Source organism: Streptomyces sp. RK9 (assembly GCF_045070545.1).
Taxonomy (GTDB): Bacteria; Actinomycetota; Actinomycetes; order Streptomycetales; family Streptomycetaceae; genus Streptomyces; species Streptomyces alboflavus.
This window is the reverse complement of the sequence record NZ_CP173704.1, coordinates 2,646,537-2,666,367: the sequence shown is the minus strand read 5'-3', so window position 1 is coordinate 2,666,367 and position 19,831 is coordinate 2,646,537. Positions and strand designations below refer to the sequence as shown.

Here is a 19,831-nt window from a genome sequence, read left to right as displayed (position 1 = left end):
CCAGCCCCCACAAACCCGCAGACAGAGAACGCGAGACAACGCCGTCAGGCGACGTTCACCCGCTGGCCAGGAGGCGCAGCCTCCAGCCAGGCCAAGAACCCGGTCAGCGCATCCTCACTCATGGCCAGCTCAAGCCGCACCCCACGGTGCACACACCCCAGAACGACCGCGTCCGAAAGCAGCGCGAGCTCCTCCTCGCCGTCCGGGGCACGCCGGTCGACCACCTCGATCGCCGAGCGCTCCAGGATGCGGCGCGGCCGGGGGGCGTAGGAGAAGACGCGGAACCACTCGACCCGGTCGCCGTTGTAGCGGGCGACGCCGTAGCCCCAGCCCTTGCCGGAGACTCCGGCGGACTCCTCGGGCTCCGGGGCGTGCCAGCGCAGGCTGCAGTCGAAGGTGCCGCCGGAGCGCTGGATCAGCCGGCGGCGCAGTCCGAAGACGAAGAGCCCCAGCAACACCAGCGCGATCAACACAAGTCCGCACACGAGCAGAACGAGGATCATCGGCACCGACCTCCTCGCCTCAACACGACTTCTCGAAACGGACCAAACAACCGCACCCGGAACCGCACCCGCATCGCCTCAGCCGCGACCAGGTCCGGAAGGCTCCGGTCCTGGCCGCGGCTGAGTCACGTTACGCCGCGCGCCGGGGGTCAGCGCGCCGCCACCGCACGAAGTCGAACGTCGGCGCGCCGCTCGGCGGAGGCGTCGGCCTCCGACTTGGCACGCTCGAACGCCCGCTCCGCACGCTGGACGTCGATCTCGTCGGAGAGCTCGGCGATCTCGGCGAGCAGCGACAGCTTGTTGTCGGCGAACGAGATGAATCCGCCGTGCACCGCGGCGACGACCGTCCCGCCGTCGCTCGTACGAATGGTCACCGGGCCCGACTCCAGCACACCGAGCAGCGGCTGGTGACCGGGCATGACGCCGATGTCGCCGGACGTGGTGCGCGCGACGACCAGGGTGGCCTCGCCGGACCAGACACTGCGGTCCGCGGCGACCAGCTCGACATGCAGCTCAGCAGCCAAGGGTGGCTCCTCGGGTCACCACCCGGCGGTTCAGCCGGGTGTTGGGTCAAATTCTAGTGGGCGTAGGGAGAAGGGCGGACACGACCCCGTGTCGCGGGGTGTACCCGCCCCTCTCCCGATGAGCTGCTTGGCTCAGGAGACGCCGAGCTCCTTGGCGTTCTTCTTCAGGTCCTCGAGACCACCGCACATGAAGAACGCCTGCTCCGGGAAGTGGTCGTACTCGCCGTCGCAGATCGCGTTGAAGGCCGCGATCGACTCGTCGAGGGACACGTCCGAACCGTCCACGCCGGTGAACTGCTTGGCGGCGTGGGTGTTCTGGGAGAGGAAGCGCTCCACACGACGGGCACGGGACACGACGAGCTTGTCCTCTTCGCCGAGCTCGTCGATACCGAGGATCGCGATGATGTCCTGGAGGTCCTTGTACTTCTGCAGGATTCCCTTGACGCGCATGGCGGCGTCGTAGTGGTCCTGCGCGATGTAGCGCGGGTCCAGGATGCGGGACGTGGAGTCCAGTGGGTCCACGGCCGGGTAGATGCCCTTCTCGGAGATCGGACGGGAGAGCACCGTCGTCGCGTCGAGGTGGGCGAAGGTGGTGGCCGGGGCCGGGTCGGTCAGGTCGTCCGCGGGGACGTAGATCGCCTGCATCGAGGTGATCGAGTGACCACGGGTCGAGGTGATGCGCTCCTGGAGGAGGCCCATCTCGTCGGCCAGGTTCGGCTGGTAGCCCACCGCGGAGGGCATGCGGCCGAGCAGGGTCGAGACCTCGGAACCGGCCTGGGTGAAGCGGAAGATGTTGTCGATGAAGAACAGCACGTCCTGCTTCTGCACATCGCGGAAGTACTCCGCCATGGTCAGACCGGCCAGGGCCACGCGCAGACGCGTGCCCGGCGGCTCGTCCATCTGGCCGAAGACCAGCGCGGTCTTGTCCAGAACGCCGGCTTCCTCCATCTCGACCATGAGGTCGTTGCCCTCACGGGTGCGCTCGCCGACACCGGCGAAGACGGAGACACCGTCGTGCAGCTTGGCCACACGGACGATCATTTCCTGGATCAGCACGGTCTTGCCGACACCGGCACCACCGAACAGACCGATCTTTCCACCCTTGACGTACGGGGTGAGAAGGTCGACGACCTTCAGGCCGGTCTCGAACATCTCGGTCTTGGACTCGAGCTGGTCGAAGGCCGGGGCCTTGCGGTGGATCGTCCAGCGCTCGGCCTCGGCGACCGTGGACGCGTCGTCGTTCAGGACCTCACCGAGGGTGTTGAACACCCGGCCCTTGGTGACGTCGCCGACCGGGACGGAGATGCCCGCGCCCGTGTCGGTCACCGGGGCCTGGCGGACCAGGCCGTCGGTGGGCTGCATCGAGATCGCGCGGACCACGCCGTCGCCCAGGTGCTGGGCGACCTCGAGGGTCAGCGTCTTCTTCGCGCCCTCGGTCGACGGGTCGTCGACCTGGACGTGCAGGGCGTTGTAGATCTCCGGCATCGCGTCGACGGGGAACTCCACGTCGACGACCGGGCCGATGACCCGGGCGACGCGGCCCGTGGCAACGGCCGTCTCAACAGTGGTCGTCATTACTTGTCACTCCCCGCGGTCGCGTCGGACAGGGCTGCGGTGCCGCCGACGATCTCGCTGATTTCCTGGGTGATTTCGGCCTGGCGGGCCGCGTTGGCAAGCCGGGAGAGGTTGTTGATCAAGTCTCCGGCGTTATCGGTGGCCGACTTCATCGCGCGGCGCGTGGCGGCGTGCTTGGAGGCAGCCGACTGCAGCAGCGCGTTGTAGATGCGGCTCTCGACGTAGCGCGGCAGCAGGGCGTCGAGGACGTCCTCCGCCGACGGCTCGAAGTCGAACAGCGGCAGGATCTCGTCCTTCGCCGTCGACTCCTCGGCCACCTCGTCGAGGCTGAGGGGCAGCAGGCGGCCGTCGACCGCCGTCTGCGTCATCATCGACACGAACTCGGTGTAGACGATGTGGAGCTCGTCCACGCCGCCCTCCGCCGTCTCCGTCTCGATCGCCTCGATCAGCGGACCCGCGACCGCCTTGGCGTCCGCGTACTCGGGCTGGTCGGTGAAGCCGGTCCACTGCTTCGCGATCTTGCGCTCGCGGAAGTTGTAGTGGGCCACACCGCGGCGGCCGACGACGTAGACGTCGACCTCCTTGCCCGCGGCCTCAAGGCGCGCGGTCAGCTGCTCCGCGGCCTTGATGGCGTTGGAGTTGAAGGCGCCGGCGAGACCGCGGTCGCTCGTGAGGAGCAGCACCGCGGCACGCGTCGACGTCTCCGGCTCGGTCGTCAGCGGGTGCTTGGTGTTCGAACCGGTGCCCACCGCCGTGACCGCGCGCGTCAGCTCGGTCGCGTACGGCGTGGAGGCCGCCACCTTGCGCTGCGCCTTGACGACGCGCGAGGCGGCGATCATCTCCATCGCCTTGGTGATCTTCTTGGTCGCGGTGACGGATTTGATGCGACGCTTGTAGACCCGGAGCTGGGCTCCCATGAGTCAGGTCCCTTCCGTCGTCACTTGCCGGCAGCGGCAGGAACGTCCTCGCCGAGAAGCTTCCCGTCCGAGGTCTCGAACTGCTTCTTGAACTCCGCGACGGCGTCACCGATGGCCGTGATCGTGTCGTCCGACATCTTGGCGCCCTCCTTGATGGAGGTCATCAGGCCCTGCTCCTTGCGGTGCAGGTAGTCGAGCAGCTCACGCTCGAAGCGCCGGATGTCGTTGACCGGTACGTCGTCCATCTTGCCGGTGGTGCCGGCCCAGACGGAGATGACCTGGTCCTCGGTCGCCATCGGCTGGTACTGCGGCTGCTTGAGCAGCTCGACCATGCGCTGGCCACGCTCCAGCTGCGCCTTGGACGCGGCGTCCAGGTCGGAACCGAAGGCGGCGAACGCCTCCAGCTCACGGAACTGGGCGAGGTCCACACGCAGACGTCCTGAGACCTGACGGATCGCCTTGTGCTGCGCGGAACCACCGACTCGGGAGACGGAGATACCGACGTTCAGCGCGGGGCGCTGACCGGCGTTGAACAGGTCCGACTCCAGGAAGCACTGGCCGTCGGTGATGGAGATGACGTTGGTCGGGATGAACGCCGAGACGTCGTTCGCCTTGGTCTCGACGATCGGCAGACCGGTCATCGAGCCCTTGCCCATCTCGTCCGAGAGCTTCGCGCAGCGCTCGAGCAGACGGGAGTGCAGGTAGAAGACGTCACCCGGGTAGGCCTCGCGCCCCGGCGGGCGGCGGAGCAGCAGGGACACGGCGCGGTAGGCGTCGGCCTGCTTCGACAGGTCGTCGAAGACGATGAGGACGTGCTTGCCCTCGTACATCCAGTGCTGGCCGATGGCCGAGCCGGTGTACGGCGCCAGGTACTTGAAGCCGGCCGGGTCGGACGCCGGGGCGGCGACGATGGTCGTGTACTCCAGGGCGCCGGCCTCTTCCAGGGCACCGCGCACGGAGGCGATGGTGGAGCCCTTCTGACCGATGGCGACGTAGATGCAGCGGACCTGCTTGTTCACGTCACCGGAGCGCCAGTTGTCGCGCTGGTTGATGATCGTGTCGACGGCCAGGGCGGTCTTGCCGGTCTGGCGGTCACCGATGATCAGCTGACGCTGACCGCGGCCGATCGGGGTCATCGCGTCGACGGCCTTGTAGCCGGTCTCCATCGGCTCGTGCACCGACTTGCGCTGCATGACCGTGGGGGCCTGCAGTTCAAGGGCGCGGCGGCCGGACGTCTCGATCTCGCCGAGGCCGTCGATCGGGTTGCCGAGCGGGTCGACGACGCGGCCGAGGTAGCCCTCGCCCACCGCGACCGAAAGGACCTCGCCGGTGCGCTGCACCGACTGACCCTCCTCGATGCCGCTGAACTCACCGAGGATGATCGAACCGATCTCGCGCTCTTCCAGGTTCAGCGCGAGACCAAGGGTCCCGTCCTCGAACTTCAGCAGTTCGTTGGCCATGGCCGAGGGCAGGCCCTCGACCTTCGCGATGCCATCGCCGGCCAGGGTGACCGTACCGACCTCCTCGCGCGAGGCCGCGTCCGGCTTGTACGCCTGGACAAAGTTCTCCAGCGCGTCCCGGATCTCCTCCGGCCGGATCGTGAGCTCCGCCATCTGGGTTCCCTGCTCTCCTTGTTGGGCCCGAAGTTTCTTTGGGGGATCTGGGGGCTCCCCCCAGAAACTTTGCATCCTGTGCACGGCCCAACCAGGGCCGTCGATCTTGCTTGTTGAGTTACTGGCCCGCCATACGGCGGTGCGCGTCCTCGATGCGGTCCGCGATGGAGCCGTTGATGACCTCGTCGCCCACCTGCACCCGGATCCCGCCGAGGACCGTCGGGTCCACGTCGAGGTTCAGGTGCATCTGGCGCCCGTAGATCTTCGCGAGCGCCGCGCCGAGCCGCTGCTTCTGCTGGTCCGACAGCGGAACAGCGGAGGTGACGACGGCGACCATGCGCTGCCGGCGGTCCGCGGCCAGCTTGGAGAGGGACTCGAGGCCCTCTTCCAGGCTACGTCCACGGGGCGCGGTCACAAGACGCTCGACCAGACGCTCCGTGACGACGTCCGCCCGGCCGTCGAGCAGACCACGCACGAGGCCGCTCTTGGCGGTGGCGTTCGCGGCCCGATCGGTGAGCGCCGACCGCAGCTCGGTGCTGGAGGAGACGATCCGGCCGAACCGGAAGAGCTCGTCCTCGACGCTGTCCAGCGCGCCCGACTTCTGCGCGGCGGTCAGGTCGGCGAGGTCGGTCAGCTCCTCGAGGCCGTCCACCAGGTCGCGCGACTGCGACCAGCGGGAGCGCACCATGCCGGCCACCAGGTCGGCGGTCTCGCCGCCGACCTTGCCGCCGAGCAGGCGCCCGGCCAGCTCCGCCTTGGCCTCTCCGGACTGCGCGGGGTCGGTGAGGACCCGGCGCAGCGAGACCTCGCGGTCGAGCATCGCGGTGACCGCGGCCAGCTCGTCCGCGAGCTGCTTCGCGTCGACCGAGGTGTTGTCGGTCAGCGCGTCGAGACGCTCGCGCGCGGCGGCCAGGGCCTCGCGGCTGGCTCCGTGCGCTGACTGGGCCGTCATCGAGTTGCCTCTGCCTTCGCGTCGAGGTCGTCGAGGAAGCGGTCGATGGTGCGGCTCTGCCGGGCGTGCTCCTCGAGGGACTCGCCGACGAGCTTGCCGGCCAGTTCAGTGGCCAGCTGGCCCACGTCCTGGCGCAGCGCCTGCGCGGCGGCCTTGCGGTCGGCCGCGATCTGGCTGTGACCGGCGGCGACGATCTCCTCGCGCTGCCGCTGGCCCTCGGCCCGCATCTCGGCGATGAGCTGGGCGCCCTGCTCCTGCGCCTCCTGGCGCAGCCGCGCGGCCTCGTGGCGGGCCTCGGCGAGCTGAGCCTTGTACTGCTCGAGGACGCTCTGGGCCTCGGTCTGAGCGGCCTCGGCCTTCTCGATACCGCCTTCGATCGCCTCCCGGCGCTCGTCCAGAACCTTGTTGATGTTCGGGATGAGCTTCTTCCAGAAGAAGAAGAAAACGATGGCGAAGGCGATGGCGCCGACAAGCAGCTCGGGGCCCGGAGGAATGAGCGGGTTCTGCTCTTCCTCGGCCGCCAGCTGAACCAGGTTGGCGATCACATCAGTGCCTTTCGTCGAACGGGACTATTCGTCTGCGGCGATCAGGAGCCGTAGACGAACGGCATGACGATGCCGATGAGGGCGAGCGCCTCACAGAAGGCGAAACCGAGGATCTGGTTGGCACGGATGAGACCGGCAGCTTCGGGCTGACGGGCGAGCGCCTCGGTGCCCTTGCCGAAGACGATGCCGACACCGATGCCGGGGCCGATGGCCGCGAGGCCGTAGCCGATGGAGCCGAGGGCCTTGATGTCACCCTGGAGGGCGGCGAGCTCGAGAGTCGCGGACATGCCGTTACTTCCTTCTCTTTCTTGGACCGGTGGGGGTTGGCCACCGGGCGCTTAGGGGGTTGCGGGGAGGGTGCTCAGTGGTGCTCGGCGAGAGCGCCCTGGATGTAGGAGCAGGCGAGGAGCACGAAGACGTACGCCTGGACGGCCTGCACGAAGAGTTCGAAGCCGATCATCGCGATGGTCATCACGAAGGAGACACCGGCGGCCGGGATCAGCCAGCTGTTCAGCAGGTACCAGGAGGCGACGGTGAACATCACCAGCATCAGGTGACCGGCGAACATGTTGGCGAAGAGTCGCACCGCGTGCGTGAAGGGGCGCACGAGCAGGTTCGAGAAGAACTCGATGAAGGCGACGAGCCACTTGATCGGGCCCAGCGAGTTGTCGTAGCCGGTGATGTTCTTCCAGCCGCCGACGAAACCGTGGCGCTTGAACGTCAGGGGGACCCAGACGAAGTACACGATGCCCGCGAGGACGAACGGGTAGGCGATGACCGACGACACCGGGAACTGGGCCAGCGGGATCACCGACCAGATGTTCATGATCCAGATGAAGAAGAACAGCGAGACCATCAGGGGGACGTACTTCTCGCCGTCCTTCTTGCCCATGGTCTCGTACACGATCCCGCGGCGTACGAAGTCGTAGCCGGCCTCGCCGATCATCTGGACCTTGCCCGGGACCATCTTCGCCTTGCCGAACGCGGCGTAGAAGAAGGTCACCACGAGCGCGGTCGAGATCAGGGCGAGCAGCATCACCTTGTTGAACTCGAACCCGCCGACCGTGAAGATCGGCTTGAAGAGGAACGAGTGCAGGCCCGGAGCCGGGAAGCCACAGCCGTTGTCGGACATGATCCGACAGCTCCAGTTGAAGGCGAGCTCAGTTTGGTCAGCACTCACCGCGGGCTCCTTCGGCGTGACGCATAGGTACGGCAACCTCGTTGTCGTGTCGGCGCGGCGCGCAGCCGCGGGTCGGCACCGGACTGGTGATTCGGAAGTGTGAGCGGCGAACAGGCATCGAGCCTCGCGATGGTGCAGGCGTCAGCTCAGATGCCCGCGCCTGCAGTGCCGCAGTTGGCACCGGACGATAGCAGGATCTCGAACGAGCATTTATCCCGGCCCTACCACTCACGTCGTGGACCCCGACTTCTCCGCCTTTTCGCTCTTCTCGGAAGAGTTGGCGGAGGAAGGTTCGGGTTCCGGGTCGACGTAGAAGATCTTGGCCTTCATGTGCGCGCGGGCCTGTGACGCCATCCACACGACGGTCGAGACGGCGAGAGCGAGCGCGAAGACCTTCGGGTTGAACAAGGTGGTGTCCTTGAACAGACCCATGAAGATGAGAAGCAGCAGCAACTGGGCGACGTAGAGCATCATGCCCATCGCCTGGAACAACTGCGGAAGCGATTTTGCCGTCCGCTGGAGGACGTACACACCGAGTCCCATGAAGGCGACGACCACCGTGGTGCCGACGACAGCGCCGATTGCTCCCTTGCCGCCCGAGACCACGCCGCTGACGACGGCGATGATCGCGCCGACGGCAGCCGTGGGCACGGCGCACTGCAGGAGATTCCGGGTGTCTTGAGACGGCATGGCGGCAACTCCGCTTACAGATGGGGGCAGGGTGTCGTCATGGACGAGCGTAGACCCGGTCCGAGTGGGGTCCTCGGGCCAAGAGACCGTCGCACTACGGTCCTTCGGCTCTGTCGCCGGGTTTCGTGAACGGTATCACAAACTATTTGATGAGGTCTTTACCTGTCAGGTGTGCCCGCCGTCACACATGAGAAGTAATCCGCGCGTCTGTGCACGCGAGCGGGCGATCTGTCTGCTAATGGGACGCTTTGGCGGTCGCGTCAACGCGACGAACCGGCCTTGCGCCGGTCCAGGAAGCGCGGGCGGGTGCCGAGGGCGGTCGCGCCGTTGACGCCCGCGCCGACCGGCCGACGGGACGCCCCGTCGTCGCCGGTGGCCGCGTCGGCCCCACCGGACACCCCCGCGCCCTCCCCGGCCGTCTCCGCGGCCCCGGCGGCCCCACCGGCACCGGCGGCCACAGCGGCCCCCTGCGTCCCGTACGCGGCCTCGTCGGCGGCCGCACGCGCCGCCAGCTCCGCCCGCCTGCGCCGGTACCGCGGCGGCACGAAGCTCTCCGCCCAGCCGGGGGTGTGCGGGGTGAAGCGGGGCAGCAGGAGCAGGGCGAGGCCGACCGCGCTGAGGAAGACGATCAGGAGCAGGATCCACATGCTCGTGGAGTGCACCGAGTAGGCGACGGTGCCGAAGGCGATGAGGGCCGACCAGAAGTACATGATCAGGACGGCTCGGCTGTGCGAGTGACCGACCTCCAGGAGGCGGTGGTGCAGATGGCCGCGGTCGGCGGCGAACGGCGACTGGCCCTTCCAGGTGCGGCGCACGATGGCGAGCACCAGGTCCGCGAACGGGATCGCGATGATCGTCAGCGGCATGAGCAGCGGGATGAAGACCGGGAGCATCGCGTGCGTGGCGTCCCGGGTGCCGCCCAGGTTCAGCTTCATCGCGTCCGGGTCGACCTGCCCGGTGATGGAGATGGCGCCCGCGGCGAGGACGAGGCCGATGAGCATCGACCCCGAGTCGCCCATGAAGATCCTGGCCGGATGCATGTTGTGCGGCAGGAAGCCCAGGCACATGCCCATCAGGATGGCCGCGAAGAGCGTGGCGGGGGCGGCGGCCTCGATGCCGTACCCGTACCAGATGCGGTACGCGTACATGAAGAACGCCGCGGCCGCGATGCACACCATGCCCGCCGCCAGGCCGTCCAGGCCGTCCACGAAGTTCACCGCGTTGATCGTGATGACCACCAGGGCGACCGTGAGGAGCGTGCCCTGCCACTGGGTCAGGGAGACCGTCCCGGCGCCCGGGATGGGCAGCCAGAGGATCGTCAGGCCCTGCATGACCATGACGCCCGCGGCGATCATCTGGCCGCCGAGCTTGATCAGCGCGTCGATCTCGAACTTGTCGTCGAGGACCCCGATGAGCCAGATCAGCGCGGCGCCGGAGAGCAGCGCGCGCGGCTCGTTCGACTTCGTGAAGACCTCATTGAGGTTCGGCAGGTGGTCGGCGACCAGAAGCCCCGCGCACAGCCCGAAGAACATCGCGATTCCGCCGAGCCGGGGCGTCGGCTCCCGGTGCACGTCGCGCGCGCGGATCTCCGGCATGGCGCCGGCCACGATCGCGAACTTCCGCACCGGGCCGGTCAGCAGGTAGGTCACCGCGGCCGTGATGCAGAGCGTCAGCAGATATTCACGCACGGGCTTCCCCACAGGTATCGCTGGCCATCTCAGCACCACACCCTAGCTTCGCGCGCATAAGGTTGGGGACGTCTGGGTAGCGACGATCGTTGCACAAGTCCGCTACGCGGGTGCCGATCGCCCTCTGTCCGCACTCGGATACGGCGGAAATCGGCCTGCCATTTCCCGCACCGCGTCCCTGACTTTGGCCTCCTCACGGACCGCGCCCGCGAACAGCGCGGCGATTCTTGCCATTTCACCCTCGCCCATGCCCTGTGTGGTGACGGCCGCCGTCCCGAGCCGCAGCCCCCGGCCGTCGCCGTGCGGTAGCGCGCAGGTGTCCAGGACCAGGCCGGCCGCGGCGAGACGGCCGCGCGCCACCGCCGCCGTCACCCCCTGCGGAGCCGGGTCGGCCAGAATCAGGTGCGTGTCCGTGCCGCCGGTGCTGATGTCGAACCCCTCCCCCGCGAGCGCCTGCGCCAACACCTTTGCGTTCGCCACGACTTGATGCGCGTACGCCGTGAAGGCCGGTGTCGCCGCCTCGCCGAACGCGACCGCCTTGGCGGCGATCGTGTGCATCTGGGCGCCGCCCTGCGTGAACGGGAACACCGCCCGGTCCACCCGCTCCGCGAGCTCCCCCCGGCACAGGATCATGCCGCCGCGCGGGCCGCGCAGGACCTTGTGCGTCGTCGCGCACACCACGTCCGCGTACGGCACCGGGTTCGGCGCCGCGCCGCCCGCCACCAGGCCCACGGGGTGGGCCGCGTCGGCGATCAGATGGGCGCCCACGTCGTCCGCCACCGCGCGGAACGCCGCGTAGTCGATGTGCCGCGGGTAGGCGATCGAGCCGCACACGATGGCCTTCGGCCGGTGCCTGCGCGCCAGCGCCCGCACTTCCTCGTAGTCGATCAGCCCCGTCTCCGGGTCGAGCCCGTACCCCACGAAGTCGAACCAGCGCCCCGAGAAGTTCGCGGGCGAGCCGTGGGTCAGGTGGCCGCCGTACGGCAGGCCCATCGCCAGGACCGTGTCGCCCGGGCGCAGCAGGGCCGCGTAGGCCGCGAGGACGGCCGCGGAGCCCGAGTGCGGCTGTACGTTCGCGTGGTCGGCGCCGAACAGGGCCTTCGCGCGGTCCGTGGCGATGCGCTCCGCCACGTCCACCAGCTCGCAGCCGCCGTGGTGGCGGGCTCCCGGGTAGCCCTCCGCGTACTTGTTCGCCAGCGGTGAGCCCAGGGCCGTCAGGACGGCCTCCGACGTGAAGTTCTCCGCCGCGATCAGTTGCAGGCTGCTCGACTGGCGCTCCAGCTCGCCGAGCACCACGTCGGCCAGCTCCGGGTCCTGCCGCCGCAGCCCCGCATACGCCGCCGCAGCGGCGGCGGGTCCCGCGTCGGCCGTCGTCATCCTTCCAATGTAGGCCGGGGGTGGGGGTGCTGCGCGGCGGACGCTACCGCGGGGTCCCCAACCCCGCCCCTTCCCGATCCTGGGGCTCCGCCCCAGACCCCGCTCCTCAAACGCCGGAGGGGCTGAAAACTACCCGCACATTCCCAGCCCGCCCCGGGGATATTTCAGCCCGTCCGGCGCATGAGGACGAACCGCGAAGCGCCGATCCGGCGGGGGTCCGTCCCGCCCGCCCGGGACCTCCACCCGCACCTCTCCAGCCCGTCCGGCGCTTCAGGACGAACCGCGAAGCGCCGATTGGGCGGGGGTCCGTCCCGCCCGCCCGGGACCTCCACCCGCACCACTCCAGCCCGTCCAGCGCTTCAGGACCAACCGCGAAGCGCCGATCCGGCGGGGGTCCGCCCCACCCGCCCGGGACCTCCACCCGCACCACTCCAGCCCGTCCGGCGATTGAGGACGAGCCGCGGAGCGGCGATCAGGGGGGTCCAGGGGGCGCAGCCCCCGGTTTCGGAGAAGGGGCGGGACCGGGGCGCCCCCGCGAGGGCACTACGCCCGCGCCGCCGGCACCCCCGTCAGCGCCGTCACCACGGGCTCGAGGGCCTGCTGGATCTCGCCGCCGACGGAGCGGAAGAAGGGGAGGGGGGCGCCGTAGGGGTCGTAGACCTCGTCGGCCTCGGCGGAGGGGGCGAGGAGCCAGCCGCGGAGGGCGGCGGCGGCACGGACGAGGGCGCGGGCGCGCTCGACGATGCCGTCGGTGCCGTCGGGGTCGGGCAGCGTGGCGGGATCTATGGCCCGCACGAGCCGGGTGAACTCCTTCAGGGTGAAGGTGCGAAGCCCGGCGGAGTGCCCCATGGAGATGACCTGCGCCCGATGGTCCCGGGTGGCGGTGAGGACGAGGTCGGCCCGGATGACGTGGTCGTCGAGCAGCTCCCGCCCCACGAACCCGGACGCGTCCGCGCCGAAGTCCGCGAGGACGGCCTCGGCGTTGGTCTCCATGGGCGCCCCCTCGTGCCCCCAGGTCCCGGCGCTCTCGACGACGAGCCCCCCGGTGAGCGGGTCACCGAGCCGGTCGGTGAGGGCATGCCGGGTCAGCCGCTCGGTGATGGGCGAGCGGCAGACGTTGCCGGTGCTGACGTGGAGGATGCGGAAGCTGCCGGGTGTGCCCGCGGCTCCGAGGGAACCGAAGGACACCGAGTGCTCGGTGGGCTCGCCGCGCCCCGCTATGCCACGCCCCGGCTCAGGGGCCCTCAATTGGCCACCTCGAGGTCGGGTACGACCTTGCGCAGCTCGTCCGCGTCGAGCGCGCCGGCCCGAAGCAGGACGGGCACCTTGCCGGTCACGTCCACGATGGAGGAGGGCACGATGCCGGGCGTGGGCCCGCCGTCGAGGTAGACGGAGATGGAGTCGCCGAGCATCTCCTGGGCGGCGTCGCAGTCCTCCGGCGCCGGGTGCCCGGTGAGGTTGGCGGAGGACACGGCCATCGGGCCGACGTCGGTGAGCAGCTCGATGGCGACGGGGTGCAGGGGCATGCGGATGGCGACGGTGCCGCGGGTGTCGCCGAGGTCCCACTGCAGGGAGGGCTGCTGCCGGGCGACGAGGGTCAGGGCCCCCGGCCAGAAGGCGTCGACGAGCTCCCAGGCGGACTCGGAGAAGTCCGTGACGAGGCCGTGCAGGGTGTTCGGGGAGCCGATGAGGACGGGCGTCGGCATGGAGCGGCCGCGGCCCTTGGCGTCGAGGAGGTCGGCGACCGCCTCGGGGCTGAAGGCGTCGGCGCCGATGCCGTACACGGTGTCCGTGGGCAGCACGACCAGTTCGCCACGGCGGACGGCGGACGCGGCCTCGCGCAGACCGGTCGTACGGTCGGTCGCGTCGTTGGTGTCGTATCGCCGTGCCATCAGCTGGCCTCCTCGTACACGTACGTCTCGTCGGCGTACATCACGTGCATCGTCTTCTGCGTCGCCGCGGTGGTCACGGCATCGCCTTGCGGGCGGTCGCGAACCGCGGCCGGTTGTTCAGGTCGGGGTGGTCGGCGGCGTCCGCCCAGCCCCGCTCCTCCGTGAAGATCCACGGCACTTGGCCGCCCTGGGTGTCCGCGTGCTCCACCACGACGACCCCGCCGGGCCGCAGCAGCCGGTGCGCGGTGCGCTCGATGCCGCGGATCAGGTCGAGGCCGTCCTCGCCGGAGAACAGGGCGAGTTCGGGATCGTAGTCCCGGGCCTCCGGCGCAACGTACTCCCATTCCGTCAACGGGATGTACGGGGGGTTGGAGATGACCAGGTCGACCTGGCCGTCGAGATCGGGGAACGCGTCGCGCGCGTCGCCCTGACGGAGGTCGACCCTGGAGCCCTCGACGTTCTTGCGGGTCCACGGCAGCGCGTCCGAGGACAGCTCCACGGCGTGCACGCGCGAGCGCGGGACCTCCTGCGCCATGGCGAGGGCGATGGCCCCCGAGCCGGTGCACAGGTCGACGATCAGCGGCTCGACGACGTCCATCGCGCGGACGGCGTCTATGGCCCAGCCGACGACCGACTCGGTCTCGGGGCGGGGCACGAAGACGCCGGGCCCGACCTGGAGCTCCAGGTAGCGGAAGAAGGCGCGCCCGGTGATGTGCTGGAGCGGCTCGCGGGCCTCGCGGCGCGCGATGGTCTCCCAGTAGCGGGCGTCGAAGTCCGCGTCCTTGACGGAGTGCAGCTCGCCCCGCTTCACGCCGTGCACGAAGGCGGCGAGCTCCTCCGCGTCGTTGCGCGGCGAGGGCACGCCGGCGTCGGCCAGCCGCTGGGTGGCCTGGGCCACTTCCGCGAGCAGCAGGTTCACGCTGGTCCTCCGGGGGCGGTTCGTCGAAGGGTGGGCTTACGCGGCGGCGAGCTTCGCGGCGGAGTCCGCGTCGACGCAGGCCTGGATGACGGCGTCGAGATCGCCGTCGAGCACCTGGTCCAAGTTGTACGCCTTGAAGCCCACGCGGTGGTCGGAGATGCGGTTTTCCGGGAAGTTGTACGTACGGATCTTCTCGGAGCGGTCGACGGTGCGGACCTGGCTGCGACGGGCGTCCGCCGCTTCCTTCTCCGCCTCCTCCTGCGCCGCGGCGAGAAGCCTGGAGCGCAGGATACGCATCGCCTGCTCCTTGTTCTGCAGCTGGCTCTTCTCGTTCTGGCAGGAGGCGACGACACCGGTGGGGATGTGCGTGATGCGCACGGCGGAGTCGGTGGTGTTGACGGACTGCCCGCCGGGCCCGGAGGAGCGGTAGACGTCGATGCGGAGGTCGTTCGCGTGGATCTCCACGTCGACCTCCTCGGCCTCGGGCGTGACGAGCACACCGGCCGCGGAGGTGTGGATGCGGCCCTGCGACTCGGTCGAGGGCACGCGCTGCACGCGGTGCACCCCGCCCTCGTACTTCAGCCGCGCCCAGACGCCCTGGCCGGGCTCGGTGGCGCCCTGGCCGCCCTTGGTCTTCACGGCGACCTGGACGTCCTTGTAGCCGCCCAGCTCGGACTCGGTGGCGTCGATGATCTCGGTCTTCCAGCCGACGCGCTCGGCGTACCGCAGGTACATGCGCAGCAGGTCGCCGGCGAACAGCGCCGACTCGTCGCCGCCCGCGCCCGCCTTGACCTCCAGGATGACGTCCTTGTCGTCGCTGGGGTCGCGCGGCACGAGCAGCAGCCGCAGCTTCTCGGTGACCTCGTCGCGCTCCTTGTCCAGCTCCTTGACCTCGGCCGCGAAGTCCGGGTCGTCGGCGGCGAACTCGCGCGCGGTCTCGATGTCGTCACCGAGCTGCTTCCAGGTGCGGTACGTCGAGACGATCGGGGTCAGCTCGGCATAGCGCTTGTTCAGCTTGCGAGCGTTGGCCTGATCGGCGTGGACCGAAGGGTCGGCGAGCTTCTTCTCCAGGTCGGCGTGCTCGCCGACCAAATCCTCGACCGCCTCGAACATCGGGGGCTCCTGGTTTCTGCGTGAAGGGGCTGCGGGACGGCAAACGCCGGTCCCGGCCGCCCCCTGGTGAGGACGGCCGAAGACCGGCGCAGGTGGCTCGCTACTTCTTGGCGGAGCCGGCAGCCTTGCCGAAGCGGGCCTCGAAGCGGGCCACACGGCCACCGGTGTCGAGGATCTTCTGCTTGCCCGTGTAGAACGGGTGGCACTCGGAGCAGACCTCGGCGCGGATGCTGCCGCCGGAGATCGTGCTGCGGGTGGTGAACGACGCGCCACAGGTACAGCTGACCTGCGTCTCGACGTACTCGGGGTGGATGTCGCGCTTCAAGGTGTCTCCTAGTTTCGGGAGGGCACCGGGTCGCAGGCGCGGGATGCGGATGCGTGAACCGGGGCCGACGTACCAGTCTGCCAGGACTGGCCGCATCTGCCCAAACCGGGGTCGGTCCGGAAGTATTCCCGGACCGACCCCGGAGGGGTATGAGGGGGTGCCCCGTGGGGGTCAGTCGCTGGTGACGACCTTGCCGGCGCTGCCCTTGTCGCCCGCGGACTTGTCGGTGGCGGACTTGGGGATGGGCTTGTCCGCCTTGAGGGCGTCCCAGACCTGCCGGCCGGCCTCCTCCAGGGGGAGGACGCGGTTGCGGTCGGCCGGGTCGTACTGGATGGGCAGCGTGACCATCTTCATGTCGCCCGAGCCGATGCCCTTGAGGCCGTTGGCGAAGCCCGCGAGGTCCTTGACCGTGTCCAGCTCGGAGTCGGTGGTGATGGCGCTGGTGGCGGAGTCCGCGAGGTCGTAGAGCTTCTTCGGGTTGCCGAAGAGGTTGATGTCCTTGACCTGGTTCATCAGGGCCTTGATGAAGGCCTGCTGGAGCTGGATGCGGCCGAGGTCGCTGCCGTCGCCGACGCCGTGCCGGGTGCGGACCAGGCCGAGGGCCTGCTCGCCGTCCAGGGTGTGGGAGCCCGCCGGCAGGTCGAGGTGGCTGTCCTTGTCCTTGATCGGCTGCTTGGTGGTGATGTCCACGCCGCCGAGGGTGTCGATGAGCTTCTTGAAGCCCGTGAAGTCGACCTCGACGTAGTGGTCCATGCGGATGCCGGACATCTTCTCGACCGTCTTCACGGCGCAGGCCGGGCCGCCGACCTCGTACGCCGTGTTGAACATCTGGCGCTGACCGCCCGGGTCGACCTTGCCGTCGCCGTCCTTGACCGCGCACTCGGGCCGGGTGATGAGGGTGTCGCGGGGTATGGAGACCACGCTGGCCTTCTTGTGGCCCTTGTAGACGTGCACGATCATCGCGGTGTCGGAGCGGGCCGCGCCCTCGTCCTTGCCGTACTTGGCGTTCTTGCCGGAGCGCGAGTCGGAGCCGAGGACGAGGATGTCCTGGGAGCCGTTGTCGATGTTCTCGGGGCGGTCGGTGCCGAGCGCGGCGTTGATGTCGACGCCCTTGATGTTGCCGTTGAGCTTGAAGTACACGTAGCCGAGGCCGGTACCCCCGAGGACGACCACGGCCGCGGCGGACCACGCCGTGATGACGAGCGCCTTCTTGCGCTTGCTGCGCGGCTTGCGTCGCCGGCCGCCCTTGCCGCGGTGCTTCGGCTTCGCGTCGGCGGGGCTGCTCTCGTCGGTCATGCGCTCCTCAGTCCTCGTCGGTCGGGTACCCCCTGCTTTCAGGGCCAGGCATTGGCTTTTCGTCAATTGTCAGACGTGAAAACCGAAAGAAGGGTTGCATAGCACCCTGTGTGCGCCCTGGGGTCCAACCGTCACGCAGCGTGCCCCTCATCTAGTACTTTTGGCCCCCCACCTGCGGTTTCGTGAGCGGCAGCGCTACCGCCAGTGACCGTAAGAAACTCTTATCCGTGTGGGCAAGGTCTCTCGACGGGATCCGGCACACAGGCCGCACAGGCCGGCCCTCCTGTCACCGCATGCGGAAGGGGCCGGTCCCGTCGCATGACGGGACCGGCCCCTTCCGGTCAGTCCTTGACGCCTACGACTTCTCAGTCGTTGCCGTTGCCGGGGGCAGGCGTCGTCTTCTGGATCTGGAGCAGGAACTCGGCGTTCGACTTCGTCTGCTTCATCTTGTCCAGGAGCAGCTCGATCGCCTGCTGCTGGTCGAGCGCGTGCAGCACGCGGCGCAGCTTCCAGGTGATGGCGAGCTCGTCGCTGCCGAGCAGGATCTCTTCCTTACGGGTGCCGGACGCGTCGACGTCCACCGCCGGGAAGATGCGCTTGTCGGCGAGCTTGCGGTCGAGCTTGAGCTCGGCGTTGCCGGTGCCCTTGAACTCCTCGAAGATCACCTCGTCCATGCGCGAGCCGGTGTCCACGAGCGCCGTGGCGAGGATGGTCAGCGAGCCGCCGTCCTCGATGTTGCGCGCGGCACCGAAGAAGCGCTTGGGCGGGTAGAGGGCCGTCGAGTCGACACCACCGGACAGGATGCGGCCGGAGGCCGGGGCGGCGAGGTTGTACGCACGGCCCAGACGCGTGATCGAGTCGAGCAGCACGACCACGTCGTGACCCAGCTCGACGAGGCGCTTGGCGCGCTCGATGGCCAGCTCGGCGACCGTGGTGTGGTCCTCGGCCGGACGGTCGAAGGTCGAGGAGATGACCTCGCCCTTGACCGACCGCTGCATGTCGGTGACCTCTTCCGGACGCTCGTCGACCAGGACGACCATCAGGTGGCACTCGGGGTTGTTGTGCGTGATCGCGTTGGCGATCGCCTGCATGATCATGGTCTTGCCGGTCTTCGGCGGGGCCACGATCAGGCCGCGCTGACCCTTGCCGATGGGCGCGACGAGGTCGATGATGCGGGTCGTCAGGACGCCCGGGTCGGTCTCCAGGCGGAGCCGGTCCTGCGGGTAAAGAGGCGTCAGCTTGTTGAACTCCGGCCGCCCGCGCCCGGATTCGGGCGCCATGCCGTTCACCGAGTCGAGGCGGACGAGCGCGTTGAACTTCTCGCGGCGCTCGCCGTCCTTGGGCTGGCGCACCGCACCCGTGACGTGGTCGCCCTTGCGCAGGCCGTTCTTGCGGACCTGGGCCAGCGAGACGTACACGTCGTTCGGGCCGGGGAGGTAGCCCGACGTACGGATGAAGGCGTAGTTGTCGAGGATGTCCAGGATGCCCGCGACGGGGATCAGGACGTCGTCCTCGGACACCTGCGGCTCGCCCGCGAAGTCCTCGCGGCCGCGACGGCCACGGCGGTCGCGGTAACGGCCGCGGCGACCGCGACGGCCACCGCCGTCGTCGTCGAAACCGTCGTCCTGCGGGCCGTTGTCGCGGTCCTTGCGCTCCTGGCGGTCCTGCCGGTCCTGGCGGCCGCCCTGCTCCTTGCGGTTGCCGCCGCCCTGCTGGTCGTCGCCCTTGTTGCCGCGGCGGTCGCGGTCCCGGCCGCGGCCCTGGCGGTCGCGGCGGCCCTGGCGGCCCTCGCCGCCGTCGGACTCGCCCTTGTCGCCCTTGGCCTCGGACTGCTCCGTGCGGGCCTCGGCCTTCGGCTCCGCCTGGGCCTTGGCCTCGGCGGTCACGGTCTCGGGGCTACCGGCCTCGGCGGTGACACGACGACGGCCGCGGGCGCCGGAGGACTTGTCCTCGCTCGCGGGCTGGCCGGGGATGTCGATCTGCTGCTGGGCGGCCTTCGGCTGCTCGGCCGGGGCCGCGGCGGCCTCATCGGACTTGGCGGCCTTGGTCGCGGCGGCCTTCTCGGCGGCGTCGCCGGTGCGCGCCCTGGAGGTGGCGCGGCGCTTCGGCTTGGTCTCGGCGTCCCCAGCAGACGCTGCGGCCGGGGCGCTCTTCGCCGGGGCTCCGCCTGCGGCCTGCGCCTCCTTGATGACCTCGATCAGCTGGCTCTTGCGCATCCGCGCGGTGCCCTTGATTCCGAGGCCCGATGCGACCTGCTGCAGTTCGGCCAGCACCATGCCCTCGAGGCCGGTGCCGCGGCGCCGCCGTCCGGCCGAAGCACCGGTGGCAGGCGCCGCGGAGGCGTCCGTGGCGGGCGTGTCGGCAGTCACGCCCATCAGATCGGTGGTGTCGCTCACGAAGGGTCCTTCCCTGGAGCGGACGTCGGCCTGTCTGGCTCGGCGACCGGTTGTGCTGTCCGGCGGTCCCTGGTGTGCGGACCGTGCCGGGGCGGTTGTCCGCCAACGCGGCGGAAGAGTTCACAGATGTGGCGATTCCCGATGCCGGGCCACTGAGGTGCGGTGGTCACTCGGCTCGGTCACGCCGGTTCCGGAGCGTGCTCGGCACCGCTCAGTGCGGGGCACAGAGCAGTTTGGGAGGCTCCCGGAAGGATGGATGTCCCGGACGGGGACACAAAGCACCTCGCCATGGTGGGGTCGGGTGCAGACTTGAGGTTAACACTACC

At 69.4% G+C, this 19,831-nt stretch carries 19 protein-coding genes; all 19 read right to left on the bottom strand.

Annotation, left to right across the window (positions count from 1 at the left end):
- Window positions 1-44 precede the first annotated feature (44 nt).
- A complete protein-coding gene (locus AB6L24_RS32145; protein WP_405661138.1) occupies window positions 45-503 on the bottom strand; it encodes a DUF2550 domain-containing protein in 459 nt (152 codons plus the stop codon).
- Between the two features lie 149 nt (window positions 504-652).
- Window positions 653-1,027, bottom strand: coding sequence for a F0F1 ATP synthase subunit epsilon (locus AB6L24_RS32140; protein WP_030361212.1), 375 nt, complete (start codon window positions 1,025-1,027; stop codon window positions 653-655).
- Between the two features lie 132 nt (window positions 1,028-1,159).
- Entirely contained in the window at window positions 1,160-2,602 is a 1,443-nt protein-coding gene (atpD, locus tag AB6L24_RS32135; protein WP_380832089.1) for a F0F1 ATP synthase subunit beta, read from the bottom strand.
- Window positions 2,602-3,519 carry a F0F1 ATP synthase subunit gamma gene (locus tag AB6L24_RS32130; protein WP_385712196.1) on the bottom strand — a complete coding sequence of 306 codons (918 nt, stop codon included), beginning with the start codon at window positions 3,517-3,519 and terminating at the stop codon, window positions 2,602-2,604. Before AB6L24_RS32130 ends, atpD begins: the two co-directional genes overlap by 1 nt.
- A gap of 20 nt (window positions 3,520-3,539) precedes the next feature.
- Complete coding sequence (gene atpA / locus AB6L24_RS32125; protein ID WP_030361209.1) at window positions 3,540-5,132, bottom strand: F0F1 ATP synthase subunit alpha; 1,593 nt, start codon at window positions 5,130-5,132, stop codon at window positions 3,540-3,542.
- Between the two features lie 118 nt (window positions 5,133-5,250).
- Window positions 5,251-6,084, bottom strand: coding sequence for a F0F1 ATP synthase subunit delta (locus tag AB6L24_RS32120; protein WP_380847841.1), 834 nt, complete (start codon window positions 6,082-6,084; stop codon window positions 5,251-5,253).
- A complete protein-coding gene (locus AB6L24_RS32115; RefSeq protein WP_405661133.1) occupies window positions 6,081-6,629 on the bottom strand; it encodes a F0F1 ATP synthase subunit B in 549 nt (182 codons plus the stop codon). Before AB6L24_RS32115 ends, AB6L24_RS32120 begins: the two co-directional genes overlap by 4 nt.
- 41 nt (window positions 6,630-6,670) lie before the next feature.
- Window positions 6,671-6,916: an ATP synthase F0 subunit C gene (gene atpE, locus AB6L24_RS32110; protein WP_016643250.1), complete on the bottom strand. Its 246-nt coding sequence runs from the start codon at window positions 6,914-6,916 to the stop codon at window positions 6,671-6,673.
- A 74-nt stretch (window positions 6,917-6,990) separates the two neighbouring features.
- Complete coding sequence (gene atpB / locus AB6L24_RS32105) at window positions 6,991-7,761, bottom strand: F0F1 ATP synthase subunit A (RefSeq protein WP_380848230.1); 771 nt, start codon at window positions 7,759-7,761, stop codon at window positions 6,991-6,993.
- Window positions 7,762-8,037: 276 nt separating this feature from the next.
- A complete protein-coding gene (locus AB6L24_RS32100; protein WP_405661130.1) occupies window positions 8,038-8,499 on the bottom strand; it encodes a hypothetical protein in 462 nt (153 codons plus the stop codon).
- A gap of 260 nt (window positions 8,500-8,759) precedes the next feature.
- Window positions 8,760-10,187: an MraY family glycosyltransferase gene (locus tag AB6L24_RS32095; protein ID WP_405661128.1), complete on the bottom strand. Its 1,428-nt coding sequence runs from the start codon at window positions 10,185-10,187 to the stop codon at window positions 8,760-8,762.
- A gap of 102 nt (window positions 10,188-10,289) precedes the next feature.
- Window positions 10,290-11,564, bottom strand: coding sequence for a serine hydroxymethyltransferase (gene glyA, locus AB6L24_RS32090; RefSeq protein ID WP_405661126.1), 1,275 nt, complete (start codon window positions 11,562-11,564; stop codon window positions 10,290-10,292).
- A gap of 543 nt (window positions 11,565-12,107) precedes the next feature.
- Window positions 12,108-12,812, bottom strand: coding sequence for a protein-tyrosine-phosphatase (locus AB6L24_RS32085; RefSeq protein ID WP_385712186.1), 705 nt, complete (start codon window positions 12,810-12,812; stop codon window positions 12,108-12,110).
- Window positions 12,809-13,456, bottom strand: coding sequence for an L-threonylcarbamoyladenylate synthase (locus AB6L24_RS32080; protein ID WP_030361200.1), 648 nt, complete (start codon window positions 13,454-13,456; stop codon window positions 12,809-12,811). Before AB6L24_RS32080 ends, AB6L24_RS32085 begins: the two co-directional genes overlap by 4 nt.
- A gap of 73 nt (window positions 13,457-13,529) precedes the next feature.
- The gene (prmC, locus tag AB6L24_RS32075) at window positions 13,530-14,375 is read right to left on the bottom strand and encodes a peptide chain release factor N(5)-glutamine methyltransferase (protein ID WP_030361199.1); all 846 of its coding nucleotides are present in this window, start codon (window positions 14,373-14,375) and stop codon (window positions 13,530-13,532) included.
- 36 nt (window positions 14,376-14,411) lie between these two features.
- On the bottom strand, window positions 14,412-15,488 hold the full coding sequence (gene prfA / locus AB6L24_RS32070) for a peptide chain release factor 1 (protein ID WP_385712182.1): 1,077 nt from the start codon (window positions 15,486-15,488) through the stop codon (window positions 14,412-14,414).
- A 100-nt stretch (window positions 15,489-15,588) separates the two neighbouring features.
- Window positions 15,589-15,813: a 50S ribosomal protein L31 gene (gene rpmE, locus AB6L24_RS32065; protein WP_058849579.1), complete on the bottom strand. Its 225-nt coding sequence runs from the start codon at window positions 15,811-15,813 to the stop codon at window positions 15,589-15,591.
- 171 nt (window positions 15,814-15,984) lie between these two features.
- Window positions 15,985-17,109, bottom strand: a complete 1,125-nt coding sequence (locus AB6L24_RS32060) for an LCP family protein (protein WP_380847856.1) — start codon at window positions 17,107-17,109, stop codon at window positions 15,985-15,987.
- 365 nt (window positions 17,110-17,474) lie between these two features.
- Window positions 17,475-19,505 carry a transcription termination factor Rho gene (gene rho / locus AB6L24_RS32055; protein ID WP_405661121.1) on the bottom strand — a complete coding sequence of 677 codons (2,031 nt, stop codon included), beginning with the start codon at window positions 19,503-19,505 and terminating at the stop codon, window positions 17,475-17,477.
- Window positions 19,506-19,831 lie beyond the last annotated feature (326 nt).

Bases quoted from the DNA above. Each gene is read 5' to 3' on its own strand.
- AB6L24_RS32145 (WP_405661138.1), bottom strand. From the start codon at position 503: ATGATCCTCGTTCTGCTCGTGTGCGGACTTGTGTTGATCGCGCTGGTG.
- atpD (WP_380832089.1), bottom strand. From the start codon at position 2,602: ATGACGACCACTGTTGAGACGGCCGTTGCCACGGGCCGCGTCGCCCGG.
- AB6L24_RS32130 (WP_385712196.1), bottom strand. From the start codon at position 3,519: ATGGGAGCCCAGCTCCGGGTCTACAAGCGTCGCATCAAATCCGTCACC.
- atpA (WP_030361209.1), bottom strand. From the start codon at position 5,132: ATGGCGGAGCTCACGATCCGGCCGGAGGAGATCCGGGACGCGCTGGAG.
- AB6L24_RS32120 (WP_380847841.1), bottom strand. From the start codon at position 6,084: ATGACGGCCCAGTCAGCGCACGGAGCCAGCCGCGAGGCCCTGGCCGCC.
- atpE (WP_016643250.1), bottom strand. From the start codon at position 6,916: ATGTCCGCGACTCTCGAGCTCGCCGCCCTCCAGGGTGACATCAAGGCC.
- atpB (WP_380848230.1), bottom strand. From the start codon at position 7,761: ATGTCCGACAACGGCTGTGGCTTCCCGGCTCCGGGCCTGCACTCGTTC.
- AB6L24_RS32100 (WP_405661130.1), bottom strand. From the start codon at position 8,499: ATGCCGTCTCAAGACACCCGGAATCTCCTGCAGTGCGCCGTGCCCACG.
- glyA (WP_405661126.1), bottom strand. From the start codon at position 11,564: ATGACGACGGCCGACGCGGGACCCGCCGCCGCTGCGGCGGCGTATGCG.
- AB6L24_RS32080 (WP_030361200.1), bottom strand. From the start codon at position 13,456: ATGGCACGGCGATACGACACCAACGACGCGACCGACCGTACGACCGGT.
- prfA (WP_385712182.1), bottom strand. From the start codon at position 15,488: ATGTTCGAGGCGGTCGAGGATTTGGTCGGCGAGCACGCCGACCTGGAG.
- AB6L24_RS32060 (WP_380847856.1), bottom strand. From the start codon at position 17,109: ATGACCGACGAGAGCAGCCCCGCCGACGCGAAGCCGAAGCACCGCGGC.